Here is a 23,764-nt window from a genome sequence, read left to right as displayed (position 1 = left end):
GTCAGACCTGACACCGTATTTTCTAGCGCATGCCGGAGATGATCTGTTTCAGCTTGGCGGTGTCGGCCACGAAGGCGCGGATGCCTTCGGCGGTCTTCTCGGTCGCCATCGCGTCTTCATTGAGCATGAAGCGGAAGGCCGCCTCGTCGAGCGAGATCTTGCCGATCGGCGCGCCGCCGCCGGCGTCCGGTTTGAGCTTGCGCTCGACCGGGGCGCTGCTGTCGGCCAGCTGTTGCAGCAGGTCCGGGCTGATGGTCAGCAGGTCGCAGCCGGCCAGTTCCAGAATCTGGCCGGTGTTGCGGAAGCTGGCGCCCATCACCTCGGTCTGGTAGCCGAACTTGCGGTAGTAGTTGTAGATGCGCTTGACCGATTGCACGCCCGGATCGTCGGCGCCCTGGTAGTCGATGCCGGTCGATTTCTTGTACCAGTCGTAGATGCGGCCGACGAACGGCGAAATCAGCTTGGCCCCGGCCTCGGCGCAGGCGATCGCCTGTGGCAGCGAGAACAGCAGCGTCATGTTGGTGTGGATGCCTTCCTTCTCCAGCTGGGCCGAGGCGCGGATGCCTTCCCAGGTCGAGGCCATCTTGATCAGCACGCGCTCGCGGTCAACGCCGTTTTTCTCGTACAGCTTGATCAGCTCGCGGCCCTTGGCCACCGAGGCGGCGGTGTTGAACGACAGGGCGGCGTCGATCTCGGTCGAGACGCGGCCGGGAATCACCCTCAGGATCTGCTTGCCGAAGGCCACCAGCAGCTGGTCGATGACGTCGCCGGTCGAGGCGTCCAGGTTGTCGCGCACGGCTTTTTCCAGCAGCGGCTGGTATTCCGGCTTCTGCACCGCCTTCAGTATCAGCGATGGATTGGTGGTGGCGTCGCGCGGGGTGTACTGCTGTATGGCCTGGAAGTCGCCGGTGTCGGCCACCACGGTGGTGTATTGCTTGAGCTGTTCGAGTTGGTTCATAAGCGCTGCCGTTTTGATCAGAGTGGTTGTCGGGCTTATTTTACTCCTAACCCGGCCCGCTTAGCCTAGCCGCATGACAATTGCGCCACAGGCGATCAGGGTCAGGGCCAGGATGCGGCCTGGGGCCAGCCGTTCGCGCAGGAAGAGGGCGGCGATGGCGGCGGCAAATAGGATCGAGGTCTCGCGCAGGGCGGCGACGGCGGCCACCGGCGCCGAGGTCATGGCCCATAGTGCCAGTCCATAAGAGGATAGGGTGCCCAGGCCACCGAGCAGCGTCACGCGGGCGTGGGTGCGGGAGTAGGCGGGTAGTTCGCGCCAGCGGCTGGTGGAACAGAGCAGCAGCATGACGGCGGTGAGCACGAACAGCCACATGGCGTAGCCGGCCGGCGCGCCCGAGCGGCGCGCGCCGATGCCGTCGATCATGGTGTAGGCGGCGATGACGGCGGCGTTGAGCAGGGCGTAGATGGTGGCGCGGCGGCGTGCCCTGCGGTTGGCGGCGGTGTCGGCGCCGACGCTGGCGCCGCGCAGGATGGTTAGGGTCAGCACGCCGCCGCAGATCAGCATGATGGCGACGTCCTGTCGCCAGTGCAGGCGTTCGCCCAGCAGCGGCACGCTGGCCAGCGCCACCAGCAGCGGTGCGGTGCCGCGCATCAGCGGGTAGGCCAGGTTCATGTCGCCGTGCTGGTAGGCTGCGGCCAGCAGGCGGTAGTAGATCACTTGGCAGCAGGCGGAGGCGATCAGCCACGGCCAGCTATCGGCGTGCGGCGCGGCGGCGAAGGGGAGCAGTGGCAGCGATACGAGGCCGGCGCCGCAGGCCACCAGCACGGTGGTCAGGTATTTGTCGGGGCCGGCCTTGACCAGCGCGTTCCAGGCGGCGTGCAACAGCGCGGCAAACAGGACGACGCTGGCGACCGCTCCGTCCACCGCCTAGCTCCGGCGCGCGATCAACTGGTTGATTTCGTCCAGCAGCGTGTCGAACGGCACCGGCTTGCGGAAGAACACGTCGTAGGGTGGCCGCACGTCCCTGGGCATGATGCCGGCGCTGGCCAGGATGAAGGGAATGGGCCGCAGCGCCGGATCGTCGCGCCAGGCGACGCACAAGTCGGCCCCGTTCATTACCGGCATCATATAGTCGGACACCACGATGTCGGGCCGCTCGCGCCGTGCCGCCGCCAGCGCTTCGACGCCGTTGGCGGCGGTGCGCACGCGGAAGCCGCGGAATTCAAACAGCATGCTGTAGGCCGACAGCACGTCGAACTCGTCGTCGACCACCAGGATGAGTTTGCCATCCGGGTTGCTGTCGATGATTGCGGGATGCTCGCTCATGACGCCACGCTAGCGGTTCGGCATCGGGGGCGGCACGGTGAGCGGCACCGGCCCGCTGATGCTCATGCCCTCGTCCGCAATCAGCAGCAGGTGATTGGCGGCGTCGTAGCTGTTTTCACGCAGCTTGAGCACGCCGATCTGGCGCACGTTGACGCCCGACACGTCAACGTAGCGCAGCAGCACGATGTTCTCGAACAGCATCGAGGCGTTGGCGTCGCTTTGCACCGCGCTGTGGCCGAAGTAGGGCAGTTCCTGGGTGAAGAAGGTGGTGACGTTGCGCCCCCGCAGTTCGTTGACCAGCGCCGCCAGCAAGGAGCGCGAACGTCCCTCGTGCATGACGATCTCGCGCAGGCCGTCGATGCCGTCGATTACCAGCCGCGTGACGCCGCGCTGCTCGATGTTCTCCAGCAGGTGGTGGGCCAGGCTGTCGACCAGCACTTCCAGCGGCGGATGCCAGATGATCTGCAGCGCGCCGCTGTGGAAGTAGGGCGCCAGGTCGAGGCCGACGCTGCGGGCTTTTTCCAGCAGCCGCTGCGGCGATTCGTGGAAACCGACGAACAGCGCCTGCTCGCCGCGCTTCAGGCCGTCGAGAATGAAGTGCAGCGCCATCAGCGTTTTGCCGACACCGGGATTGCCGAGCAGCGCGGTGGTCGAGCCGCGCGCCACGCCGCCCCGTGTCAGCTGGTCCCAGCCGTCGATGCCGAAGCTGACCCGGCCGGCCGCCGCGCCCGGCATGGCCGGCGACTGGCTGCTGACCGCTTCCAGCCGCGGATAGATGGCGACGCCGTCCTGGCCCACCTCGAACACATGGCGGCCCAGCAGGTGCTTGGAGCCGCGCAGCTTGAAGACCTTGATTTCGCGGATCAGCTGCAGGCCGCGCTCGTACTGGCTCAGTTCGATCAGACCGTCGACCAGCGTGTTTTCCGAATCGGCCACATTGCCCTCGGTCGGCGACAGCAGGAAGGTGGTGCAGGCCATGGTCGACACCAGCGAGTTGAGCGACAGCATGAATTCCGACAGCGCCACGTCCGACGGCTTGGCCTCGCGCACGGTGCGGAAGCCGTCGATGATCAGCAGGTCGGGGCGCTGCTCGGCCAGCGAGGCGGCGATCGACTTGAGCAACTGGCGCAGGCCGCCCTTGAGCAGGTCGTGGTAGGCGCCGAGGAACACGATGCGGTCGTCGACCAGCTGGTCGTCGAAAAACGAGAAATTGCTCAAATGATTGAGCATTTTGCCGTGGGTTTCGGCGATCAGCGTCAGGATCAGGACTTTCTTGCCCTGGTGCGCCTGCTCGAAACCGATCTGGCACGCCAGCGTGGTCTTGCCGCTGCCGGCCAGGCCCTGGATCAGGTACAGGCTGTGCGCGGGAAAGCCGCCGCCGAGAATCTCATCCAGGCCGGGGACGCTGGTACGGAGCAGAGGGATGCGCTGGAGGGAACGGTTGTGCATGGCGCAAGGTTGTGAATGCGGCAAATAAACCGCACTGTAGCACAACTGCGATAGCCGCCGTCACCCGATAAACGAATCGAACTGCAGGTCGAACTCCTGCAAGGCCTTCTGCGCGTTCTGCATTTTCTTGCGGAATTCCGGACCGCGCTGCAGCGCCAGGCCCACCGCCAGCACGTCGATCACCACCAGATAGGCCAGCCGCGCCGAGATCGGCGTGTACGGGTCGGTGTTGAAAATCAGGTCGATCGGGATCAGCACCGTGGCCAGGTCGGCCAGCGGCGTGCCGGACGGCGCCAGCACGATGACGTCGGCGCCGCCGCGGCGCGCCAGCTTGACCGAGCGCACCAGCGTCGGGCTGTTGCCGCGCTGCGAGATCGCCACCAGCGCGTCGCCGGTGCGCAGCAGGGCGGCGGCGATGCTGTGGATGTGCGGATCGGCATAGGCCACGGTCGGCACGCCGGAGCGGAAGAACTTGTGCTGGGCGTCGGCCGCCACGATGCCGGACGTGCCCTGGCCGTAGAACTCGATCTTGTTGGCCTTGGATAAGATGTCCAGCGCCTTCTGGATTTGTTCCGGATTCAGGTTGTTGCGCAGGTCGAGCAGGGTGTTGATCGAGCGGCTGCAGATCTTGTTGACCAGGTCGGCCGCGAGGTCGTCCTGGGCCGGCTGCTCGTTCAGGCCGGGCAGTGCCAGCGCCAGACCCTGGGCCAGCTTGAGCTTGAACTCATGCCAGCCGTCGTAGCCCAGCGTGCGGCAAAAGCGCACCACGGTCGGTTCCGACACCTGCGCGCTTTTGGCCAGCGCGGTGATGTTCTGGTTGACCGTTTGCGTCGGGTGTTCGAGCACGGCCAGTGCCACCTTGCGCTCCGATTTGGAGAGCGAGTCGAGTTGGGTGCGGATGGAGTCGAGTAGCATCAGTCTTCCGGCAACACTTCTTCACGCCATTGCAAACCGTCGCGGCCGATCAGCGCCGAGGCGGCGGCCGGACCCCAGGTGCCCGATGCATACGGCAGCGGGTAGCTGTCTTCCGACTCCCAGCTGTTGAGGATGGGCTCGACCCATTCCCACGCCGCTTCCAGCTCGTCGCCGCGCATGAACAGCGTCAGCTGGCCGCGCAGCACGTCGAGCAGCAGGCGCTCGTAAGCCTCCATGCGCGGCGACTTGAACTGCTCGCGGAAGTCCAGTTCCAGCTCCGCCTGTTTCAGGCGCATGCCGTCGCCCGGCGTTTTCGCCATCAGGTTCATGCGCAGGCCCTCGTCCGGCTGCAAGCGGATCACCAGCGAGTTGGGCTGGAAGCTGTTGGTCGGCTGGTTGAAGATCGAATGCGGGATCGGCTTGAATCGCACCACGATTTCCGCCAGGCCATCGGCCATACGCTTGCCGGTGCGCAGGTAGAACGGCACGCCGGCCCAGCGCCAGGTGTCGATTTCCGCCTTCATCGCGACGAAGGTCTCGGTGCGCGAATGTTCCGGCGCGTCCGGCTCGTCGCGGTAGCTCGGCACGGCCTTGCCATCGACGTGGCCGGCGCGGTACTGGCCGCGCACGATATTCTGTGCCAGCGTGGTCGGCGTGAATTTTTTCAACGAGCGCAGCACTTGCAGCTTGGCGTCACGCACGGCGTCCGGCGCGATCGAGGTCGGCGGCTCCATGGCGACGATGCACAGCAGTTGCAGCAGGTGGTTTTGCAGCATGTCGCGCAGTGCGCCCGAGGTGTCGTAGTAGCCGAGGCGGTTGCCGACGCCGAGCTTTTCGGCGATGGTGATCTGCACGTCGGAAATCCACTCGCGGCGCCACAGCGGCTCGAACAGGATGTTGCCGAAGCGAAGGGCCAGCAGATTCTGCACGGTCTCCTTGCCGAGGTAGTGGTCGATCCGGTAGATCTGCGATTCCTCGAACACCTTGCCCACTTCGGCGTTGATCTGCTTGGCCGAGGCCAGGTCGCGTCCCAGCGGCTTTTCCAGCACCACGCGCGAATTCGGCGTGACCAGACCGTTCTGTTTCAGGTTCTCGCAGATTTTGGCGAAGATCGCCGGCGGCGTCGCCAGGTAGTAGACCTTGGTGATCGCGTCTTCCTTGCGCAGCGCCTCGGTCAGCCCCTGGTAGCTGCCGGCGTCGGTGGCGTTGAGCGATACGTAGACGATGCGCTTGGTAAAGCGTTCCCACGCGGCGGGAATCACCGCCGGCGATTTGATCAGCGGCTTGGAGGTGGTCTCGACGGTTTGCAGGAATTCCTCCTGGCTGGCGTCCGCGCGGCCGACGCAGATGATGCGGGCGGTTGGCGGCAAGTCGTTGGCGACGTCGCGGGCGTACATCGCGGGCAGCAATTTGCGCATCGCCAGATCGCCGCTGCCGCCAAACAGAACCAGATCAAAATCGGAAAGAGCCATAATATGAAAATCGTCGCAAAAAAGTGCCGGAGGAATGGCCGCGAGCTGGTGCGGCCGCTACTGTAAATTTACTACTTATAGAGGTGCTTTGCAAGAAATTTTACTACATTACAGAGTGCATTACAGAGTGGCGCAGGGCAGGCGTTCCATGGGCTCCCGCCTGCGCGGGCGTGACGTGGATCAGCGCCAGCGATAGGCCGGTTCGGCGCGGCCGGCGACCTGCATCGGCATCGCCAGCAGCTTGCCGCTGAGCGGATACTGCGCCAGTTCCGCCGTCGGACGCGCGCCCGCGCTGGTGACGTACAAGGTGCGCAGGTCCGGTCCGCCGAACGCCGGCATGGTCGGGCAGCGCACCGGCAATCCGATCTCGCCCAGCAGCTCGCCTTGCGGCGACAGCTTGACGATCCGTGCGCCCTCAAACATCGCCACCCAGTAATTGCCTTCGCTGTCCACCGCGGCGCCATCCGGGCGGCCGCCGTAGTGGTGCTCCTTGTCGGCCGAGAACTGGTGTAGCACGCGCTGGTTGGCCACCGTGCCGGCGGCCACATCGTAGTCATAACGATACACCCGATGCGCCGCCGTGTCGGCGTGATACATGGTTTTCTGGTCGGGGCTGAAGCCGGACCCATTCGAGTTGGTCATGCCGCCCGACCAGGCCTGGCGCAGCTTGCCCTGTTCCAGCACGAACATCTGCGCCGCCGGCTGGTCGCGCGGCTCGTAGATGGTGCCGACCCAGAAGCGGCCCGCCGGGTCCACATGGCCGTCGTTGAAACGCGTGATCGACTGATCGTAAGGCGCCGCGACGATTTGCGTCAGCCTGACTTCATCGCTGCCGGTGTCCAGATGCGCGAAGCCGCTGCGCATCGCCACCACCAGGCCGCCCTGGTCGCTGATCGCCAGCGTCGCCGGCTCGCTGGGCAGCTTCCATGCGCGATGCGCGCCGCTGGCCGGATCGAGGCGGTGCACGGTAAAGGCCGGAATGTCGACCCAATACAGCGCCTGTTCCCGCGCATGCCACAACGGGCACTCGCCGGTCTGCATGACGGCGTCGTAAGCTACGGTGATAGGTGGATTGCTCATGCTGGTGTTGGTCCCTGTCGGTCGGGTTAGATGTGCTGCGCCGCCTTGGCCATGCCAATCAGGCCATTGGTCGAACTATCGTGACGATCCGGCTGCGCCTCGCCGCTCAACTCCGACTGGATATTCCTGGCCAGTACCTTGCCCAGCTCCACGCCCCACTGATCGAAGCTGTTGACGTCCCAGAGTACACCCTGCACGAAGGTCTTGTGCTCATACAGCGCAATCAGCGCGCCCAGTGCGCCGGGCGTCAACTGATCCATCAGAATCGTGTTCGACGGACGGTTGCCGGGGAACGTCTTATGCGGCACCAGCGCCTCGATCTGCTCCGGCGTCAGGTTCTGGCCCGCCAGATCGGCGCGCACCTCATCGGCGGTCTTGCCGGTCATGAAGGCTTCCGACTGCGCGAAGCAGTTGGCCAGCAGCGCGTCATGATGGCCGGCCAGATCGTGCGTCGCGCGCAGCGCGGCGATGAAATCGATCGGCGTCACATCGGTGCCCTGGTGCAGCAGCTGGAAGTACGCGTGCTGCGCATTGGTGCCGCACTCGCCCCAGACCACGGGGCAGGTGACGGTATCGACCGCGTCGCCGTTGCGCGTCACGCGCTTGCCGTTGGACTCCATGTCCAGCTGTTGCAGATAGGCCGGGAAGCGGTTCAGATCCTGATGGTACGGCGCGATCGACAGTGAACCGGCGTTCAGGAACTGGCGGTTCCAGAAACCGACCATCGCCAGCAGCACCGGCATGTTCTGTTCCAGCGGCGCCTCGCGGAAGTGTTCATCCATCGCGTGCGCGCCCGCCAGGAAATCGGCGAAGTAGCCGAAGCCCACCGCCAGCGCCACCGACAGGCCGATCGCCGACCACACCGAATAACGGCCGCCAACCCAGTCCCAGAACGGGAACATATTGGCGGTGTCGATGCCGAATTCGGCCACCGCCTTGGTGTTGGTCGATACCGCCACGAAGTGCTTGGCCAGGTCTTCCTGCTTGCCGCCGCTTTGCAGGAACCAGTTGCGGGCGGTGCCCGCGTTCAGCATGGTCTCGGCGGTGGTGAAGGTTTTGGAGGCGACGATGAACAGCGTGGTTTCGGGATTGACCTGCGCCAGCGCCGCGTCCATGTCATGGCCGTCAACGTTGGACACGAAGTGCATCTTCAGGCGCGGATGCGAGTACGAGCGCAGCGCCAGCACGGCCATCTTCGGGCCGAGGTCCGAGCCGCCGATGCCGATGTTGATGATGTCGGTGATCTGCTTGCCGCTGTAGCCCAGCCACTGGCCGCCGCGCACGCGGTCGGTGAATTCCTTCACATGGTCGAGCACCGCGTGCACGTCGGCGTTGATGTCCTGGCCGTCGACCACCAATTGCTTGCCGCGCGGCATGCGCAACGCGGTGTGCAGCACGGCGCGTTGTTCGGTAAGATTGATCTTCTCGCCATTGAGCATGGCGTCGCGCTGGCGCTCCACGCCGCGCTCGCGGGCCAGATCCAGCAGCAGGCCGATGGTGGCGGTGTTCAGGCGATTCTTGGAATAGTCCAGGAACAGGCCGGCCGCGTCGACCGTCAGCTTGGGAAAACGCTGGGCGTCGTGCGCGAACAGCGAGCGCAGTTGCCAGTCCCTGGCTTCGGCGGCGTGGGATTCGAGGGCTTTGAAACTGGCGGTGGAAGTGAGTGCAGGCGAGCGCATAATGTTGTGAATAGGGGGAGGATGACGGAATGATACAGGAAAATTCGGTAAATTCACTACGGTTTCAGCGTGGCGCCTGAATTTTTGCAGTCTTGGAAGGATGGTCGTGCCGTGTCGCGCATCCGTCAACACACCGCCAGCAGCCGCCAGCCAGCTAATAAAAGCGGTGGATGTCGATTATTTGTAGTAAAATTTCACGCAATCCATTCATAAGGAACGATCATGGCGTTGCATCCAGTACTGGAAACTGTCACCAATCGCATTATTGAACGTAGCAAACCTTCGCGCGGCGCGTATCTGGCGCATCTTGAGGCGGCCCGCGTCAAGGGCCCGCAGCGCGGCACGCTGGCTTGTACCAACCTGGCGCACGGCTTTGCCGCTTTCCCGGCCAACGACAAGCTGGTGCTGAAAGAGGTGAAGAAGCCATCGGTGGCGATTGTTTCGGCCTACAACGACATGCTGTCGGCGCACCAGCCGTTCGAGCGCTTCCCGGAAATCATCAAACAAGCGGTGCGCGAAGTGGGCGCGGTGGCGCAATTCGCCGGTGGCACGCCCGCCATGTGTGACGGCGTCACGCAAGGGCAGCCGGGCATGGAGTTGTCGCTGTTCTCGCGTGACGCGATCGCCATGTCGACCGCCGTGGCGCTGTCGCACAATATGTTCGACTCGGCGCTGTACCTGGGTGTGTGCGACAAGATCGTGCCGGGCCTGCTGATCGGCGCGCTGCACTTCGGCCATCTGCCGGCGGTGTTCGTGCCGGCCGGGCCGATGACTTCCGGCCTGTCCAACTCCGAGAAAGCCAAGATCCGCCAGCTGTACGCGCAAGGCAAGGTAGGCCGCGCCGAGCTGTTGGAAGGCGAGTCGCAGTCGTATCACGGCGCCGGCACCTGCACCTTCTACGGCACCGCCAATTCCAACCAGATGCTGATGGAAGTCATGGGTCTGCACCTGCCCGGCGCCGCCTTCATCACCCCGAACACGCCGCTGCGCGATGAGCTGACCAAGGCCGCCGCCCAGCGCGCCGCCGTGATCAGCGACCAAGGTAGCGAATACCTCCCGGTCGGCCACATTGTCGATGAAAAAGCCATCGTCAACGCGCTGGTGGCTTTGCTGACCACCGGCGGTTCGACCAACCACACGCTGCACCTGGTGGCCATCGCCAAGGCGGCCGGCATCGTGATCGACTGGAACGACTTCGACGAGCTGTCGAAAGTGGTGCCGCTGCTGTGCCGCATCTACCCGAACGGCGAAGCGGACGTCAACCACTTCCACGCCGCCGGCGGCACCGGTTTCGTCATCCGCGAACTGCTGGACGCGGGCCTGCTGCACGACGACGTCACCACGATTCTGGGCAAGGGCCTGCGCGCGCACTGCGCCGAGCCGTTCCTGGGCGAGGGGGGCAAGGGCGTGGTGTGGAAAGACGCGCCGCTGGTCTCCGGCGACGACAAGGTGCTGCGCAAGGTCGACGCGGCGTTCTCGCCGGACGGCGGCATGGTGCTGGTGAAGGGTAATCTGGGCCGCGCGGTGATGAAGGTGTCGGCCGTGAAGCCGCAGCACCGCACCGTGCAGGCGCCGGCGCTGGTGTTCAATTCGCAGGAAGACTTCATGGACGCGTACAAGGCCGGTCAGCTGGATCGCGACTTCGTGGCCGTGATCCGCTTCCAGGGCCCGCGCGCCAACGGCATGCCGGAACTGCACGCTCTGACCCCGGCGCTGGCCAATCTGCAGGACGCCGGCCGCAAGGTGGCGCTGGTGACCGACGGCCGCATGTCGGGCGCGTCGGGCAAGGTGCCGGCGGCGATCCACGTGTCGCCGGAGATTCTGGCCGGCGGCCCATTGGGCCTGGTGCGCGACGGCGACATCATCAAAGTGTGCGCCGAAACCGGCACGCTGGAGGCGATCGTCGATTCCGCCGTGTGGCACGCGCGCTCCATGGCGCATGCCGACATGTCGGTCAACCATGTGGGCATGGGGCGCGAACTGTTCTCCATGTTCCGCAACAGCGTGTCCGAAGCGGAGCAGGGCGCCACCACTTTCCCGCTGCCCTCGCCGATCGCCACCACGGTGAATCTGCATGAAAAAGAACCGGTCGGTAACACCGTGCCGGGTTCCGACGAAGATTTCTCGACCAAGAAAGATGCCTGATATGACTCTGTCTCTTCTCGATATTATGCGTACTTCGGCCGTCATCCCGGTGATCGCGATCGACGACCCTGAACATGCGGTTCCGCTGGCCAAAGCGCTGGTGGCCGGTGGCATCCGCGTGCTGGAAGTCACGCTGCGCACCCAGCACGGTCTGGGCGCGATCAAGGCCATGACGTCGGTGGATGGCGCCATCGTCGGCGTCGGCACGCTGACGATGCCGGAAGAATTCGCCGCCGCGCGCGACGCCGGCGCGGTGTTCGGCGTATCGCCGGGACTGACGCCGGCGCTGATCGCCGCCGCCAAAAGCAGCGGCCTGCCGCTGCTGCCGGGCGTGATGACGCCATCCGAAGTGATGATCGCGCGCGAGCAGGGCTTCAAGCAGCTGAAACTGTTCCCGGCGGTGCCGGCGGGCGGCGTCGGCATGTTGAACGGCATCGGCGGCCCGCTGCCTGACGTCACCTTCTGCCCAACCGGCGGCATCTCGATCGAGACCGCGCCGCAGTTCCTCAAGCTGAAGAACGTGGCGTGCGTCGGCGGCTCGTGGCTGACGCCGAAAGACCTGATCGCCAACGGCGAGTGGGACAAGATCACCGCCCTGGCCAAAGCCGCCAGCGCCCTGCGCGCCTAAGCCCACCAACGACGCTACGGCGTCGTTTTTTTATGGCGGGCTGTCACCCAGCAGCTTCGCCATGTTGCAAGCGCATCCGCAGACCGATGGGGGACATGGTGAAGGCCATCAGTTCTTCGGGTTGCTGGCCGTCCTCGGTGTCGATCGACTCGATGCTGAAGCTGGAGAGCAGCATGGCGGCGGCGATTTTGATTTCGAGCAGCGCCAGATAACGTCCGGGGCAGGTTCGCAGGCCGGCGCCGAAGGGCATCGAGACGTGCTTGTTGATGGCGCCTTCGCCACGCCGCAGCCAGCGCTCTGGCTGGAACGCCGCCGCATCCGGCACGTGGGATTCGGAGACGCTGTGGTTGCGCATCACGCACCATACCAGGCCGCCCTTGGGCACGCGCACGTCGCCCACCGCGCTGTCGCGCAGCGCTTCCAGCGGGATGAACGGCGCCACCGGCTTCAGACGCATGGCTTCCTGCGCGCAGGCGTCGAGATAGTCCAGCGCATCGACCTGCTCGATGGTGAGCTTGTCCGGATCGGGCGCGACGCGCAGCACTTCGTCGCGCGCCTGCCGCATGGCGGCGGGATTGTGCTGCAGCAGATACAGCATCCACGCCAGCGTGTTGCTGGTGGTGTCTTCGCCCGCCAGCAGCATGGTGGCGACATTGCCGGCCACCGCGTCATCGGTGACGCCGCTGCCGCCTTCATCGGCCGCGCAGATCATCGCTTCCAGCAGATTGGCTGGATGCTCGCGGCGCGCTGGTTCGGCGGCCAGCCGCGTGCGGGCAGCGGTGACCAGCGCGTCAATGGCCTGATTCAGTGCCAGCAGGTGCACGTCCAGCCGGCGGTCCTGCGGTAGTTTGACATAGCGCCAGTAGGGAAACGGCGCAATCGAGCGGCGCGCCACCGCCGGTAGCACCACGTCCAGATGCCGCTGGATGACATCCTCGCCGCCTTCGACTGTGTTGACCTCCGCGCCGAACGCCAGCCCGGCGACGATGTCGGTGCTGTAGCGTTTTAAATCTTCCGTCAGGTCGATCGCGCTGCCGTCGCGTGCCGCTTGCTGCCAGTGCTTGTGCAGCCGCAGCGCCACCTTGACCAGCGAAGGGAAATAAGCCTTGACCGCATGCGGTGCCAGCGCCGCCATCACCATGCGCCGCTGGTCGCGCCATGCCGCGCCTTCGGCCATGAACACGCCCGGACGTCCGCCCATTTCATCGGATACGCTGGCCGTGACGGCGGGGCGGCGGAATCCGTCCGGCCGGTCGCGCAGCACGGCGCTGACCAGTTCATGGTCGGCCACCACCAGCAGTGGCGTGCGGCCGAACGTCATCCGGAACAGCGGGCCGTATTGCCGCGCCCATGCCTCCACGTCCTGATGGATGCGTGTGGGCCGTATCTGCGGCAGGTTGCCTGCCAGTGGCCACGGACGCGGTCCCGGCAGGTCGTTCATGTGGCGAAGTGCGGCGGTCATCGTGTTCTGCATGGCGGCTTCCTTGATTGAAGATGCCTCAGTGTGCGCTTGCCGGCGGCGGGCGTATTGAACGTTTACGACATTGGGATACACTAGCAGACATGGAAACGCCTACCCGATTGATCTTCCCACGCAAATCGCTGGCGTCGTGCGTGCGGGCCTATGTCGTGCGCAGCACGGTCGAGACACCGCTCACCGAGCGCGAGGACCGCTACAACCATTATCCGGCCACGCCGCATTGCTCGGTCACGTTTTATATCGAGGGTGAGGTGGAGATGGTCGATCCGCCGGGCGCCGTGCCGGAGCCGTTCCGCGCGTTCTTTGGTGGCCCGCAGACGCGGCCCCTGATCACCTACAATCCCGGTCCGGTGCGCATGCTGATGGTGATGTTTTATCCGCAGGCGCTGCACACGCTGGCTGGCGTGGATATGTCGGCCTGGGTGAACCGCTGGGCGCCGGTCGGCGAAGTGTTGGGCGTGGAATGGACGGCGCTGTCGCAGGCGGTGCTGAGCGCGCGCGGCGACGCCGAACGGCTGGCGTTGATCGAGGACTTTCTGGCGCCGCGCTGGCAAGCCACGCGTTCCGGCGGCGCCGCTGCCGCAGCGGGCGACTGGGTGCGCCACCTGGCCGCGCAGGCGGCCGACACTCTGCTCGGACGCGGCGTGCGCAATATCGAGCGCCGCATCAAGCTGCGCGCCGGCCAGCCGCTGCGCAAGCTGCTGCGCTTTCAGCGCGCCGAACACGCCTTCTTTGAGGCGCGCGAAGAATACCTGGCCGGCAAGGCCGTGTGGTCCGATATCGCCGCACGCGGCGGCTACGCGGACCAGGCGCACTTGTGTCGCGAGGCGCGCGAGATCACCGGCCATAGTCCGCTGGAACTGGCGCGGGTGCTGGCCTCCAGCGATGAGCGTTACTGGATTTATCGCGTCTGGACCTGAGGTCGCGGCGTCCGTCACGCCGGCTGCAACGCGGCGACCCGATTGCGGCCATCGCGTTTGGCCTGGTACAGCGCGCGGTCGGCGGCGCCGATCAGCGCCTCGATCTCCATCGGCGCCTCCGGCTGCTGCGTGGCGATGCCGATGCTGACCGTGACCCGCTGCGACGGATCGCTGTTGCGTTCATGGCGGATCGCCAGCGCCTGCACCCGCTCGCGTATCGCCTCGGCCATCGCCCGGGCCTGCCCGGCGCCGGTCTCCGGCAGGATCATCGCGAATTCCTCACCGCCGTAGCGCGCCGTCAGGTCGCAAGGGCGTTTGAGCATGCCGGCCAGCGCGGCCGACACCTGGATCAGGCACTGGTCGCCTTTCTGGTGGCCGTAATAGTCGTTGTAAGCCTTGAAGTGGTCGATGTCGATCATCAGCAGCGACAGCGGCGTGCCGCCACGCTTGGCGCGCCGGTGCTCCTTCTCGATCGCCGCGTCGAAATGGCGGCGGTTGGCGATGCCGGTCAGGCCGTCGGCGAAGGACTGCGAGCGCAGCACCATGGTCTGCTCGCGCAGCAGCTTCTCGCGGCCGACCGCGATGCTGACGTCGTGCACCTGGATCAGGCAATGGCGCGGCACGCCGGCCACCTCGATCGGCGTCACTTCCAGCGCCTGCTGGATGCGTTCATCGCCCAGGTACAGCGCGAACGGCGCCTTGTTCAAGGTTTGCGACAGCAGCGAGGGGAAGTTGTTGTGCAGCGCGTACTGGATGGCGGCGTCCACCCGGCCGCCGCGCAGCTCTGGGCAGACGGCGAAGAAATCGCGGCCGCTGACCTGTTCCTGCGTCAGGCCCGAATGCGTGATCATCCAGGTGTTCCACAACACGATGCGGCGCTCGTTGTCCAGCACCACGGTGCCCAGGCTCATCGCGTGCAACACGCTCTCCAGCAGGGGCAGACGCTGCAGGGGCATGTCAGCCTTGCCCCATCGCGCGGGCGATGTAGAGACCGATCTGGTGCTTAAGGTCGTGCAGCGCGGCGATCGCCAGCACGAACGCCACGTAGCCGTGGATCTGGTGCCGTTCCAGCACGAAGTCGATATGCAGCATCAGCACCACGCTGTCGGCCTGGTCGCCGGTGCTGGTGGCGCTGAGGATCTGGTCGCTGGTGCCGACGTGGTAGCGCGGCAGCGAGCCTTGCAGCTCGCGCTGAAAGATGTTGGCCAGTGTGCCGACGCAGGCGTTCAGCATGATGTTGCCGATCTCGCACATGGCCTCCTGCTCCATCTCGGTCAGCTCCTTCAGCGGCACCGCCTCGCCCACCATCAGCCGCACGATCTCCAGGCTTTTATCCTCCGGGAACATCAGGATGGCTTCGGTCTCGAAGGCGCCGGCGTAATGTTGGCTGATGCCGCAGATGCGTTCCTGCGTGACCTGGCTGGCGCCCAGCAGGCGTCCCGCCTCGGCCCGCGGGACGAAGCGGATCGACGGCACCGACATGCGCACCATCTCGTTGACGATGGTGCTCATCGACGCCGCCGCGCGGCCGACGCCGATGTTGAAGATTTCGATCAACGCGTCGTTTTCCAGTTCGGACAGGCGGAACATGATTTACGCCGTCTCCAGCGTGGCGAGCAACTGGGCGATGCGCGCCTCGGTGATCGGTTTTTCGACGAAGCCGATGCCCATGACGTTGGCGCGCTCGCGGGTGGCGGTTTGCACATTGGCCGTCAGTAGCGAGATCGGCACGGCGGGGAATTCCTGGCGCAGTTGCTCGGCGGCGGCGATGCCGCCCATGCCGGGCATGTTGACGTCCATCAGCACCAGGTCCGGCGCGGCCTGGCGCGCCTTGAGCAGCGACTCCTCGCCGGTACTGGCTTCCTCGACGATCCAGTCGGCGTGCAGGCCGCTGATGTACTGGCGCGCCATCAGGCGCGAAACGCGGCTGTCATCGACTATCAGGACGGTTTTGGCGCTGTTCATCTCTCTTCCCCGCTGGAGCTGTTGGTGTATTCTCGCACACCCATGGTTTTTTTGATCATGACTGTTGCACTATATGTACGTTATTGGCGCAAAAAGCGGGATGGTAAAATAGCGGCATCCGATTTCCTCCTCTCTTAAGCCTTTAACATGACCCAAGACGAACTGAAACAAGCCGTAGCCCGCTCCGCCATCGACTATGTGGTGGAAAACGACATCATCGGCGTTGGCACCGGCTCCACCGCCAACTTCTTCATCGATGAGCTGGCCAAGATCAAGCACAAGATCAAGGGCACCGTGGCCTCGTCGGAAGCGACCGCCGCCCGTCTGCGCGGCCACGGCATCGACGTGTTCGACCTGAACGACGTGGCGGAAATCGCCGTCTACATCGACGGCGCCGACGAAATCGACGCCTCGGGCGCGATGATCAAGGGGGGCGGCGCGGCGCTGACCCGCGAGAAGATTGTGGCATCGGTGTCGAAGCAGTTTGTCTGCATCGCCGACGGTTCCAAGCTGGTGGAGGTGATGGGCAAGTTCCCGCTGCCGGTGGAAGTGATTCCGATGGCGCGCGCCTCGGTGGCGCGGGCACTGGCCAAGCTGGGCGGCACGCCGAAGCTGCGTCTGAAACCGGGTACGGAAGAGGCGTTCGTGACCGACAACGGCGGCTATCTGCTGGATGTGGCCGGCCTGTCGATTACCGATCCGAAGGCGCTGGAAGCGCAGATCAATCAGATTGTCGGAGTGATCGCGGTGGGATTGTTCGCCGCGCGCGGCGCCAATGTGTGCCTGCTGGGCACGGCGGAAGGTGTGAAAACCCTGAAGTTCTAAGCACCGTCATTCCGGCCTGCGCCGGAATGACGCGCGGACTATCAGGCGGTTGGCGGCACGTAGCCTTGCGCGGCGTCGGCGCCATCGCCGAAGAAGTGTTTCTCCATCTGCGCGGCCAGGTATTTGCGGGCGCGCTGGTCGGCCAGGTTCAGGCGGTTTTCATTGACCAGCATGGTCTGGTGCTTGAGCCACTGGGCCCAGGCTTCCTTCGACACCTGTTCGTAAATCTTTTTGCCCAGTTCACCTGGATACGGCGGGAAGTCCAAGCCCTCGGCTTCCTTGTTGAGTTTAATGCATTGCACGTTGCGGGCCATTTGGGTTGCTCCTAAAGCGGTCGGTCAAAAACAAGATTATAAGGTTTTAATCAAAACCTGGGATTTGCGCTGCCAGTTATACATGCGCTGACGGTCTTTCGGCAGCGCGTCCACCGTGGCCGGGTGGAAGCCGCGCTTGATGAACCAGTGCGCCGTGCGGGTGGTCAGCACGAACAGCTTTTGTATGCCCATGGCGCGCGCGCGGTTTTCCATGTGTTTGAGGATGCGGTCGCCGTCGCCCTGGCCTTGCGCTTCCGGATTGACGGTCAGGCATGCCATTTCGGCCATTTTCTGTTCCGGGAACGGGTACAGCGCGGCGCAGCCGAACAGCACGCCATCATGGTCGATGACCGAGAACAGGTCGATTTCGCGCTCGATCAGCTCGCGGCCGCGCTTGACCAGCGTGCCGTCGGCCTCCAGCGGCTCGATCAGCTTGATGATGCCGCCGACGTCTTCAATCGTGGCCGGACGCAGCGATTCCAGGTTCTCGTGCGAGATCATGGTGCCGACGCCGTCGTGGGTGAACAGTTCCAGCAGCGCCGAGCCGTCCATGTCGAACGAGACGATGTGCGAGCGCTCGACGCCGTTGTCGCAGGCCTTGATGCAGTGCTTCAGGTAGAACGCGGTGGCGTCCGGCAGGAAGCCGGCCTGCAGCACGGCCTCGGCCTGGTGCGACGACAGCTCGCGGATCTCGGCGCCGGCGACGTCGGTCATCAGCGGGGTTTCGGTGATGAAGATCAGTTTGTCGGCGTGCAGCGCGATGGCGGCGCTGCACGCCACGTCTTCCATGGTCAGGTTGAAGGCCTCGCCGGTCGGTGAGAAGCCCAGCGGCGACAACAGCACCAGGCCGTCCGAGCCGAGGATGGAATGGATGGTCTCGGCGTCGACCTTGCGGGTGACGCCGGTCAGTTCCAGGTCGACGCCGTCGATCACGCCGAGCGGGCGGGCGGTGATGAAATTGCCGGAGATGATGCGGATCGCCGCGTTGGACATCGGCGTGTTCGGCAAGCCCTGGCTGAACGCGGCCTCGATGTCGAGCCGCAGTTCGCCGGCGGCTTCCTTGGCGCACTCCATCGCGGCGGTGTCGGTGATCCGCACACCGTTGTGGAAGCGGCCTTCGACGTTACGCAACGCCAGCTGTTCGGCCACCTGCGGCCGCGAGCCGTAGACGACGGTGACGTTGATGTCAAGCGCGTGCAGCAGCGACAGGTCGTGGGCCAGCACCGGCAGCGCGCCGGCGGCGACCAGTTCACCAGGGAAGGCGACCACGAAGGTCTTGCCACGGAAGGCGTGGATGTAGGGCGCGACGGAGCGCAGCCATTGGACGAATTGGGTAGGGTTTTCCATTAGCCGCATTATAATTCGGGGCGCGACGTCCGCGCCAAATACCTTTGTAAAAAACAATGTCAGAAGCCAGCAAGAAGCCACAAACACCGATTTCACGCCCCCCCAAGGCCCGATCCGGCACCGCGCCGTCGCTCCCCGTCATTGCGGATTCCGGCGTTCGCCGGCACGACGGTGGACGCGGGCGGGCGCCGAAACCGCGCCTGACACCGGAAGAGCAGGCGGCGCGCGAGGCCGAGCGCAACTTCCGCAACCCGCTGCCGCCGATTACCTTCCCGGAAGACTTGCCGGTGTCCGGCCGTCGCCACGAAATCGCCGAGGCGCTGCAAAATAATCAAGTGATCATCGTCTCGGGGGAAACCGGCTCCGGTAAAACTACGCAGCTGCCGAAGATCTGCCTGGAACTGGGGCGTGGCCAGAAAGGCCTGATCGGCCACACCCAGCCGCGCCGGATCGCCGCCTCGTCGACCGCCAAGCGCATCGCGGTGGAACTGGGCTCGCCGCTGGGCGAACATGTCGGCTTCAAGGTACGCTTCGCCGACACGCTGCAAAAAGGCGCTTACGTCAAGCTGATGACCGACGGTATCCTGCTGACCGAAACGCAAAGCGATCCGCTGCTCAAGGCCTACGACACCATCATCATCGACGAAGCCCATGAGCGCAGCCTGAACATCGACTTCCTGCTCGGCTATCTGAAACAGCTGCTGCCGCGCCGCCCGGACCTGAAGATCATCATCACCTCCGCAACGATCGACGCCGACCGTTTCGCGCGCCACTTCGGCACGCCGGAAAAGCCGGCGCCGGTGATTGAGGTCTCCGGCCGCCTGTACAAGGTGGAAGTGCGCTATCGCCCGATCGAAAGCGATGTGCCGGCCGGCGCCAACGCCGCCGCCATCGCCAACGCCGAAGGCAAGGGCGCCCGCACCGCCGCCGCCCGCGAGAAGCGCGACCTGATGGACGCCGTGGTCGATGCCGTCGACGAACTGGCGCGCATCGGCTCCGGCGATATTCTGGTGTTCCTGCCCGGCGAGCGCGAAATCCGCGACACCGCCGAAGCGCTGCGCAAACATCATCCGCCGCATGTGGAAATCCTGCCGCTGTTCGCCCGCCTGTCGGCCGAGGAGCAGGAGCGCGTGTTCCGGACCACCAACGCGCGCCGCATCGTCCTGTCCACCAACGTGGCCGAGACCTCGCTGACCGTGCCCGGCATCCGCTATGTGGTGGACGCCGGCCTGGCGCGGGTGAAGCGCTATAGCTATCGCAACAAGGTTGAACAGCTGCAGATCGAACCGATCGCGCAATCGGCGGCCAATCAGCGCGCCGGTCGCTGCGGCCGTGTCGCCGACGGTGTCTGCATCCGCCTGTACGACGAGCAGGACTTCCTGCAGCGCCCCAAATTCACCGAGCCGGAAATTCTGCGCTCGTCGCTGGCCTCCGTCATCCTGCGCATGAAGACCCTGCATCTGGCCGATGTGGAGACCTTCCCGTTCATCGAACCGCCGCTGGCGCGCGCCATCGCCGACGGCTACCAGCTGTTGCAGGAACTGGGCGCGGTCGATGAGTACAACCAGATCACGCCACTGGGCAAGAAGCTGGCCAAGCTGCCGCTGGACCCGCGCGTCGGCCGCATGATTCTGGCCGCGCTGGACAACGTTTGCCTGAACGAAGTGCTGATCATCGCCTCCGCACTGTCGGTGCAAGACCCGCGCGATCGTCCGCTGGAACACCAGCAGGCGGCCGACGAGGCGCACAAGAAGTTCGCCGACGAGAAGTCCGAATTCCTCAGCTTTATCAAAATCTGGAAGTGGTTCGAAAACGCGATTGAACACAAGAAGACCAATCGCCAGTTGCAGGACAACTGCCGCAGCAACTTCCTGTCGCAACTGCGCCTGCGCGAGTGGCGCGACGTCCACTCGCAACTGCTGACCATCGTCAAGGAGCAGGGCTGGCGCCTGAACGAAACGCCGGCGACCTACGAGAACCTGCACATGGCGCTGCTGACTGGCCTGCTGGGCAACGTCGGCTTCAAGCAGGAGGACGATCCGGGTTTCCTCGGCGCGCGCGGCATCAAGTTCCATATTTGGCCGGGTTCCTCGCTGAGCAAGAAGCCTGGCAAGTGGATCATGGCGGCGGAGCTGGTCGACACCACACGCTTGTACGCGCGCTGCATCGCGCAGATCCAGCCGGAGTGGCTGGAGAAGGTCGGCGGCCACCTGCTGAAGAAATCGTGGGGCGAGCCGCGCTGGGAAAAGCGTTCCGCGCAAGTTACCGCATCGGAGCGCGCGACCTTGTACGGGCTGGTGGTGTACAGCCAGCGCCGCATCAACTACGGCGTGTTCAATCCGGCTGAAGCGCGCGAGATCTTCATTCGCGATGCGCTGGTCGGCGGCGACTACGAAACCCGCGCGCCATTCTTCGCGCACAACCACAAGCTGATTAAAGAGATCGAAAACCTCGAACACAAGTCGCGCCGTCAGGACGTGCTGGTGGACGATGAACTGATCGCCGCCTTCTACGACAAGCTGATTCCAGCCGACGTGGTGAACGGCGCCGGCTTCGAGAAATGGCACAAGGACGTCACGGCGCAGGAACCGAAACTGCTGTTCCTGAATCGCGATGAGCTGATGCGCCACGAAGCGGCCGGCGTGACCACCGACCTGTTCCCGAAGAAGATGAACGCCTCGGGGCTGGAGCTGGCACTGACGTATCACTTCGAGCCGGGCAGCGTGCGCGATGGCGTGACGCTGGCGGTGCCGCTGTATGCGCTGAACCAGCTGTCGCGCGAGCGTTGCGAGTGGCTGGTGCCGGGCATGCTGAAGGAGAAGGTGCATCTGCTGCTGAAATCCCTGCCGCAGAAGCTGCGCCGCCATTGCGTGCCGCTGCCGGAGTACGCGGCCAGGTTCTGCGAGCGGATCGAGGAGAAGCACGCCTTTGGCCGTGGTGAGCTGATTGACGCCATCATCGCCGACATCCGCGCGCAGATCACGATCACGCCGCTGACCACCGACTTCAAGCCGGAGACGCTGTCGGCGCACCACTTCATGAACTTCAAGTTGATCGACGAGCATGGCCGCCAGCTGGACATGGGCCGCAACCTCGCCACCCTGCAAGCGGAATACGGCACGCAAGCGCGCGAGAGCTTCCAGAAGATGGCCGAAGCCTCCGGTCCCCAGCCAACCGTCGCCGCCCGCGCGGTGATTCCGGCCAAGGCCACCGTCGCACCGGCGAAAGCCGGTGCCCATGCCGAGCCGGCACCGTCGACGAGCAACAACATCACCCTGACAAATCTCAGCTCCTGGACCTTCGGCGAACTCCCCGAACTACTGGAAATCGCCCAGGGCAAGCTAACCCTGATCGGCTTCCCGGCGCTGGTCGACAAAGGCACGCACTGCGACCTGGAAGTCTTCGACGACCCCACGGTTGCGGCGCGCACGCACCGCATCGGCCTGCGCCGCCTGTTCGCCCTGCAGATGAAGGATCAAATCAAATTCATCGAAAAGAGCATCCCCAACCTGCAGCAAATGGGCATGCAGTTCATGAGCATGGGCACACAGGAAGAACTGCGCGAGCAGATCATCAACAAAGCGCTGGACATCGCCTGCCTGCAAGACCCGCTGCCCATCGACGCCGCCAGCTTCACCAAGTGCAAGGACGAAGGCAAATCGCGCCTGGTGCTGTTGGTGAACGAGATCGCGCGTCTGCTGTCGCAAGTGCTGACCGAGTTCCACGGTCTGCCGAAACGTCTGCAAGGCTTGCCGCAGCAGGCCGCGCAGGACATGCAGCAGCAGTTGCAAGGCCTGGTGCACAAGCGCTTCCTGCAAGAGAACGACTACAGCCAGCTGTCGCACTTCCCGCGCTATCTGAAGGCGATGAACGTGCGGATCGAAAAGCTGCGCGGCGATCCGGCGCGCGATACGAAGTTGATGGCCGAATGGCAGCAGGCCGCCGCCGCCTACCAGCGCGCCAACCGCGAAAAATCGGCCGGCAAGAACACCGATCCCAAGATGGTGGAATTCCGCTGGATGCTGGAGGAGTTGCGCGTGTCGCTGTTCGCGCAGGAGTTGCGCACGCCGATGCCGGTATCGGCCAAGCGTTTGTTGAAAGTGTGGGAGTCCATGCAGCGCTAGGCGCGCGTTTCAAAAAGACTGCGGCGCGGCTTTGCTGTAGACTGTCTGGCGACAGGAGGGCGTTGCGATGGCCAGGACCGGAAAGCTGCTGCGTAGTCTGATTCGCGCCGGTAAGCGCACGGCCAAGCTGTTCGCCGCCGCCGCCACGCCGCCGAAACCGCGCAAGCCACGCGCGGTCAGGGCGCGTGCCACGCCCACCGCATCCGCCGCGTCCTCTGTGCCGCCATCCGTCGCCGCGCCTGGCAAATGGCTCGCCGGCCACATGCTAAACGCCGCCGGGCAGCGCATGAGCTACTGGCTTTACCTGCCCAACAATCGCCAGGGAAACGGCATGCCGCTGGTCGTCATGCTGCACGGCTGCCAGCAAACGGCGACCCAGTTCGCGCAAGGCACGCGCATGAATCTGCTCGCCGAGAAGCTGGGCTACGCCGTGCTCTATCCGCAGCAATTGGTGAGCAGCCATCCGCACCGCTGCTGGAAATGGTATGAGCGCGCGACGCAGGACGGTGGCGGCGACGTCCCCACGATCATCGGCATCATTCACAAGGTGATCACGCATCAGGATATCGACCGCTCGCGCATCTATGTCGCCGGCATCTCGGCCGGCGCTGGCATGGCCAATATTCTCGCGCTGAACCACCCCGAACTGTTCGCCGCCATCGGCCTGCATTCCGGCCCGGTGTTTGGCGCCGGCCACAACGCGCTGGGCGCCTTCAGCGTCATGAAGAACGGCGCCCTTGGCATAGGCGCCGACCTCGCCGCCCACGCGCTGCTGCAACGCCAACCGCGATTCCCCGGCATGCCGGCCATCCTGTTTCAGGGCGAAAGCGACAATGTCGTCAAATCCATCAACCAGATCCAGCTGACCCGCCAAAGCCTGCTGCTGAACCGCTTGTCCGGCCCCGCCCAGGTCACACAGAAACGCCACTACCGTCTGCTCGACTACTACGATGGCCGCAAGCTGCTGCTGCGCGTGGCCCAGGTTGAAAAGCTGGAACACGCCTGGAGCGGCGGCGATCCTTCTCTCAAATTCAATGACCGTGCCGGCCCAAACGCCAGCAAGATGATGCTGGCGTTTTTCGCCCGCCACCGCCGTGCTTAAAAAATGCCAATGCTTCCCGCTGTGCGTCTCGGTGG

Annotated in this window: 20 protein-coding genes; 6 read left to right on the top strand and 14 right to left on the bottom strand. The window is 64.8% G+C overall.

All coding sequences use genetic code 11. The annotated features are described in order from the left end of the window. Positions 1-22 precede the first annotated feature (22 nt). From tal to pgi, 8 genes are all read right to left on the bottom strand, one after another. A complete protein-coding gene (tal, locus tag GTP44_RS20685; protein ID WP_161020891.1) occupies positions 23-958 on the bottom strand; it encodes a transaldolase in 936 nt (311 codons plus the stop codon). 60 nt (positions 959-1,018) lie between these two features. After that, entirely contained in the window at positions 1,019-1,882 is an 864-nt protein-coding gene (locus GTP44_RS20680) for an EamA family transporter (protein ID WP_161020890.1), read from the bottom strand. 3 nt (positions 1,883-1,885) lie between these two features. Beyond that, the gene (locus GTP44_RS20675; protein WP_160991046.1) at positions 1,886-2,284 is read right to left on the bottom strand and encodes a response regulator; all 399 of its coding nucleotides are present in this window, start codon (positions 2,282-2,284) and stop codon (positions 1,886-1,888) included. A 9-nt stretch (positions 2,285-2,293) separates the two neighbouring features. Further along, entirely contained in the window at positions 2,294-3,733 is a 1,440-nt protein-coding gene (locus GTP44_RS20670) for an ATPase domain-containing protein (protein WP_161020889.1), read from the bottom strand. A 60-nt stretch (positions 3,734-3,793) separates the two neighbouring features. Further along, positions 3,794-4,648 carry an SIS domain-containing protein gene (locus GTP44_RS20665; protein WP_160991048.1) on the bottom strand — a complete coding sequence of 285 codons (855 nt, stop codon included), beginning with the start codon at positions 4,646-4,648 and terminating at the stop codon, positions 3,794-3,796. Next, a complete protein-coding gene (gene zwf / locus GTP44_RS20660; protein ID WP_161020888.1) occupies positions 4,648-6,120 on the bottom strand; it encodes a glucose-6-phosphate dehydrogenase in 1,473 nt (490 codons plus the stop codon). Before zwf ends, GTP44_RS20665 begins: the two co-directional genes overlap by 1 nt. A gap of 180 nt (positions 6,121-6,300) precedes the next feature. Next, complete coding sequence (locus GTP44_RS20655) at positions 6,301-7,200, bottom strand: SMP-30/gluconolactonase/LRE family protein (RefSeq protein ID WP_161020887.1); 900 nt, start codon at positions 7,198-7,200, stop codon at positions 6,301-6,303. Positions 7,201-7,226: 26 nt separating this feature from the next. Further along, entirely contained in the window at positions 7,227-8,879 is a 1,653-nt protein-coding gene (pgi, locus tag GTP44_RS20650) for a glucose-6-phosphate isomerase (protein WP_161020886.1), read from the bottom strand. 222 nt (positions 8,880-9,101) lie between these two features. Between pgi and edd the strand changes: the two genes are divergently transcribed. Next, positions 9,102-11,024 carry a phosphogluconate dehydratase gene (gene edd / locus GTP44_RS20645; protein ID WP_160991052.1) on the top strand — a complete coding sequence of 641 codons (1,923 nt, stop codon included), beginning with the start codon at positions 9,102-9,104 and terminating at the stop codon, positions 11,022-11,024. A gap of 1 nt (position 11,025) precedes the next feature. Beyond that, complete coding sequence (gene eda / locus GTP44_RS20640; RefSeq protein ID WP_161020885.1) at positions 11,026-11,652, top strand: bifunctional 4-hydroxy-2-oxoglutarate aldolase/2-dehydro-3-deoxy-phosphogluconate aldolase; 627 nt, start codon at positions 11,026-11,028, stop codon at positions 11,650-11,652. Positions 11,653-11,695: 43 nt separating this feature from the next. Here the strand turns inward: eda and GTP44_RS20635 are convergent, their stop codons facing one another. Then, positions 11,696-13,126, bottom strand: coding sequence for a cytochrome P450 (locus GTP44_RS20635; protein WP_161020884.1), 1,431 nt, complete (start codon positions 13,124-13,126; stop codon positions 11,696-11,698). Positions 13,127-13,215: 89 nt separating this feature from the next. On the opposite strand from GTP44_RS20635, the gene GTP44_RS20630 reads away from it, so the two are divergent. After that, positions 13,216-14,052 carry a DUF6597 domain-containing transcriptional factor gene (locus tag GTP44_RS20630; RefSeq protein WP_161020883.1) on the top strand — a complete coding sequence of 279 codons (837 nt, stop codon included), beginning with the start codon at positions 13,216-13,218 and terminating at the stop codon, positions 14,050-14,052. A 14-nt stretch (positions 14,053-14,066) separates the two neighbouring features. Here the strand turns inward: GTP44_RS20630 and GTP44_RS20625 are convergent, their stop codons facing one another. From GTP44_RS20625 to GTP44_RS20615, 3 genes are read right to left on the bottom strand one after another with little or no spacing between them, the layout of a single operon-like run. Continuing rightward, on the bottom strand, positions 14,067-15,008 hold the full coding sequence (locus GTP44_RS20625) for a sensor domain-containing diguanylate cyclase (RefSeq protein ID WP_161020882.1): 942 nt from the start codon (positions 15,006-15,008) through the stop codon (positions 14,067-14,069). A 1-nt stretch (position 15,009) separates the two neighbouring features. Beyond that, complete coding sequence (locus GTP44_RS20620) at positions 15,010-15,642, bottom strand: chemotaxis protein CheC (protein ID WP_160991057.1); 633 nt, start codon at positions 15,640-15,642, stop codon at positions 15,010-15,012. Positions 15,643-15,645: 3 nt separating this feature from the next. Beyond that, positions 15,646-16,017 (bottom strand): response regulator, encoded by a 372-nt coding sequence (locus GTP44_RS20615; RefSeq protein ID WP_160991058.1) that lies wholly within the window; start codon positions 16,015-16,017, stop codon positions 15,646-15,648. Positions 16,018-16,164: 147 nt separating this feature from the next. Between GTP44_RS20615 and rpiA the strand changes: the two genes are divergently transcribed. Then, on the top strand, positions 16,165-16,842 hold the full coding sequence (gene rpiA, locus GTP44_RS20610) for a ribose-5-phosphate isomerase RpiA (protein ID WP_161020881.1): 678 nt from the start codon (positions 16,165-16,167) through the stop codon (positions 16,840-16,842). A gap of 41 nt (positions 16,843-16,883) precedes the next feature. Here rpiA and GTP44_RS20605 read toward each other — a convergent pair whose 3' ends face one another. Together GTP44_RS20605 and argA are read right to left on the bottom strand one after the other, a co-directional pair. Further along, complete coding sequence (locus tag GTP44_RS20605) at positions 16,884-17,156, bottom strand: oxidative damage protection protein (RefSeq protein ID WP_160991060.1); 273 nt, start codon at positions 17,154-17,156, stop codon at positions 16,884-16,886. 36 nt (positions 17,157-17,192) lie between these two features. Beyond that, positions 17,193-18,503: an amino-acid N-acetyltransferase gene (argA, locus tag GTP44_RS20600; protein WP_161020880.1), complete on the bottom strand. Its 1,311-nt coding sequence runs from the start codon at positions 18,501-18,503 to the stop codon at positions 17,193-17,195. A gap of 56 nt (positions 18,504-18,559) precedes the next feature. Here argA and hrpA point away from each other — a divergent pair, with 56 nt between their 5' ends. Together hrpA and GTP44_RS20590 are read left to right on the top strand one after the other, a co-directional pair. Next, positions 18,560-22,627 carry an ATP-dependent RNA helicase HrpA gene (gene hrpA, locus GTP44_RS20595; RefSeq protein WP_161020879.1) on the top strand — a complete coding sequence of 1,356 codons (4,068 nt, stop codon included), beginning with the start codon at positions 18,560-18,562 and terminating at the stop codon, positions 22,625-22,627. Between the two features lie 67 nt (positions 22,628-22,694). Further along, the gene (locus tag GTP44_RS20590) at positions 22,695-23,729 is read left to right on the top strand and encodes an extracellular catalytic domain type 1 short-chain-length polyhydroxyalkanoate depolymerase (protein WP_161020878.1); all 1,035 of its coding nucleotides are present in this window, start codon (positions 22,695-22,697) and stop codon (positions 23,727-23,729) included. Positions 23,730-23,764: the final 35 nt, after the last annotated feature.

Source organism: Duganella lactea, from assembly GCF_009857505.1.
GTDB lineage: Bacteria > Pseudomonadota > Gammaproteobacteria > Burkholderiales > Burkholderiaceae_D > Rugamonas > Rugamonas lactea.
Note: the sequence above shows the minus strand (reverse complement) of the source record. Positions and strands in the feature narration are given on the sequence as shown.

Bases quoted from the DNA above. Each gene is read 5' to 3' on its own strand.
- GTP44_RS20630 (WP_161020883.1), top strand. From the start codon at position 13,216: ATGGAAACGCCTACCCGATTGATCTTCCCACGCAAATCGCTGGCGTCG.
- GTP44_RS20615 (WP_160991058.1), bottom strand. From the start codon at position 16,017: ATGAACAGCGCCAAAACCGTCCTGATAGTCGATGACAGCCGCGTTTCG.
- GTP44_RS20625 (WP_161020882.1), bottom strand. From the start codon at position 15,008: ATGCCCCTGCAGCGTCTGCCCCTGCTGGAGAGCGTGTTGCACGCGATG.
- pgi (WP_161020886.1), bottom strand. From the start codon at position 8,879: ATGCGCTCGCCTGCACTCACTTCCACCGCCAGTTTCAAAGCCCTCGAA.
- GTP44_RS20655 (WP_161020887.1), bottom strand. From the start codon at position 7,200: ATGAGCAATCCACCTATCACCGTAGCTTACGACGCCGTCATGCAGACC.
- hrpA (WP_161020879.1), top strand. From the start codon at position 18,560: ATGTCAGAAGCCAGCAAGAAGCCACAAACACCGATTTCACGCCCCCCC.
- GTP44_RS20635 (WP_161020884.1), bottom strand. From the start codon at position 13,126: ATGCAGAACACGATGACCGCCGCACTTCGCCACATGAACGACCTGCCG.
- tal (WP_161020891.1), bottom strand. From the start codon at position 958: ATGAACCAACTCGAACAGCTCAAGCAATACACCACCGTGGTGGCCGAC.
- GTP44_RS20665 (WP_160991048.1), bottom strand. From the start codon at position 4,648: ATGCTACTCGACTCCATCCGCACCCAACTCGACTCGCTCTCCAAATCG.
- GTP44_RS20605 (WP_160991060.1), bottom strand. From the start codon at position 17,156: ATGGCCCGCAACGTGCAATGCATTAAACTCAACAAGGAAGCCGAGGGC.
- GTP44_RS20620 (WP_160991057.1), bottom strand. From the start codon at position 15,642: ATGTTCCGCCTGTCCGAACTGGAAAACGACGCGTTGATCGAAATCTTC.
- GTP44_RS20675 (WP_160991046.1), bottom strand. From the start codon at position 2,284: ATGAGCGAGCATCCCGCAATCATCGACAGCAACCCGGATGGCAAACTC.
- edd (WP_160991052.1), top strand. From the start codon at position 9,102: ATGGCGTTGCATCCAGTACTGGAAACTGTCACCAATCGCATTATTGAA.
- eda (WP_161020885.1), top strand. From the start codon at position 11,026: ATGACTCTGTCTCTTCTCGATATTATGCGTACTTCGGCCGTCATCCCG.
- GTP44_RS20590 (WP_161020878.1), top strand. From the start codon at position 22,695: ATGGCCAGGACCGGAAAGCTGCTGCGTAGTCTGATTCGCGCCGGTAAG.
- argA (WP_161020880.1), bottom strand. From the start codon at position 18,503: ATGGAAAACCCTACCCAATTCGTCCAATGGCTGCGCTCCGTCGCGCCC.
- rpiA (WP_161020881.1), top strand. From the start codon at position 16,165: ATGACCCAAGACGAACTGAAACAAGCCGTAGCCCGCTCCGCCATCGAC.
- zwf (WP_161020888.1), bottom strand. From the start codon at position 6,120: ATGGCTCTTTCCGATTTTGATCTGGTTCTGTTTGGCGGCAGCGGCGAT.
- GTP44_RS20670 (WP_161020889.1), bottom strand. From the start codon at position 3,733: ATGCACAACCGTTCCCTCCAGCGCATCCCTCTGCTCCGTACCAGCGTC.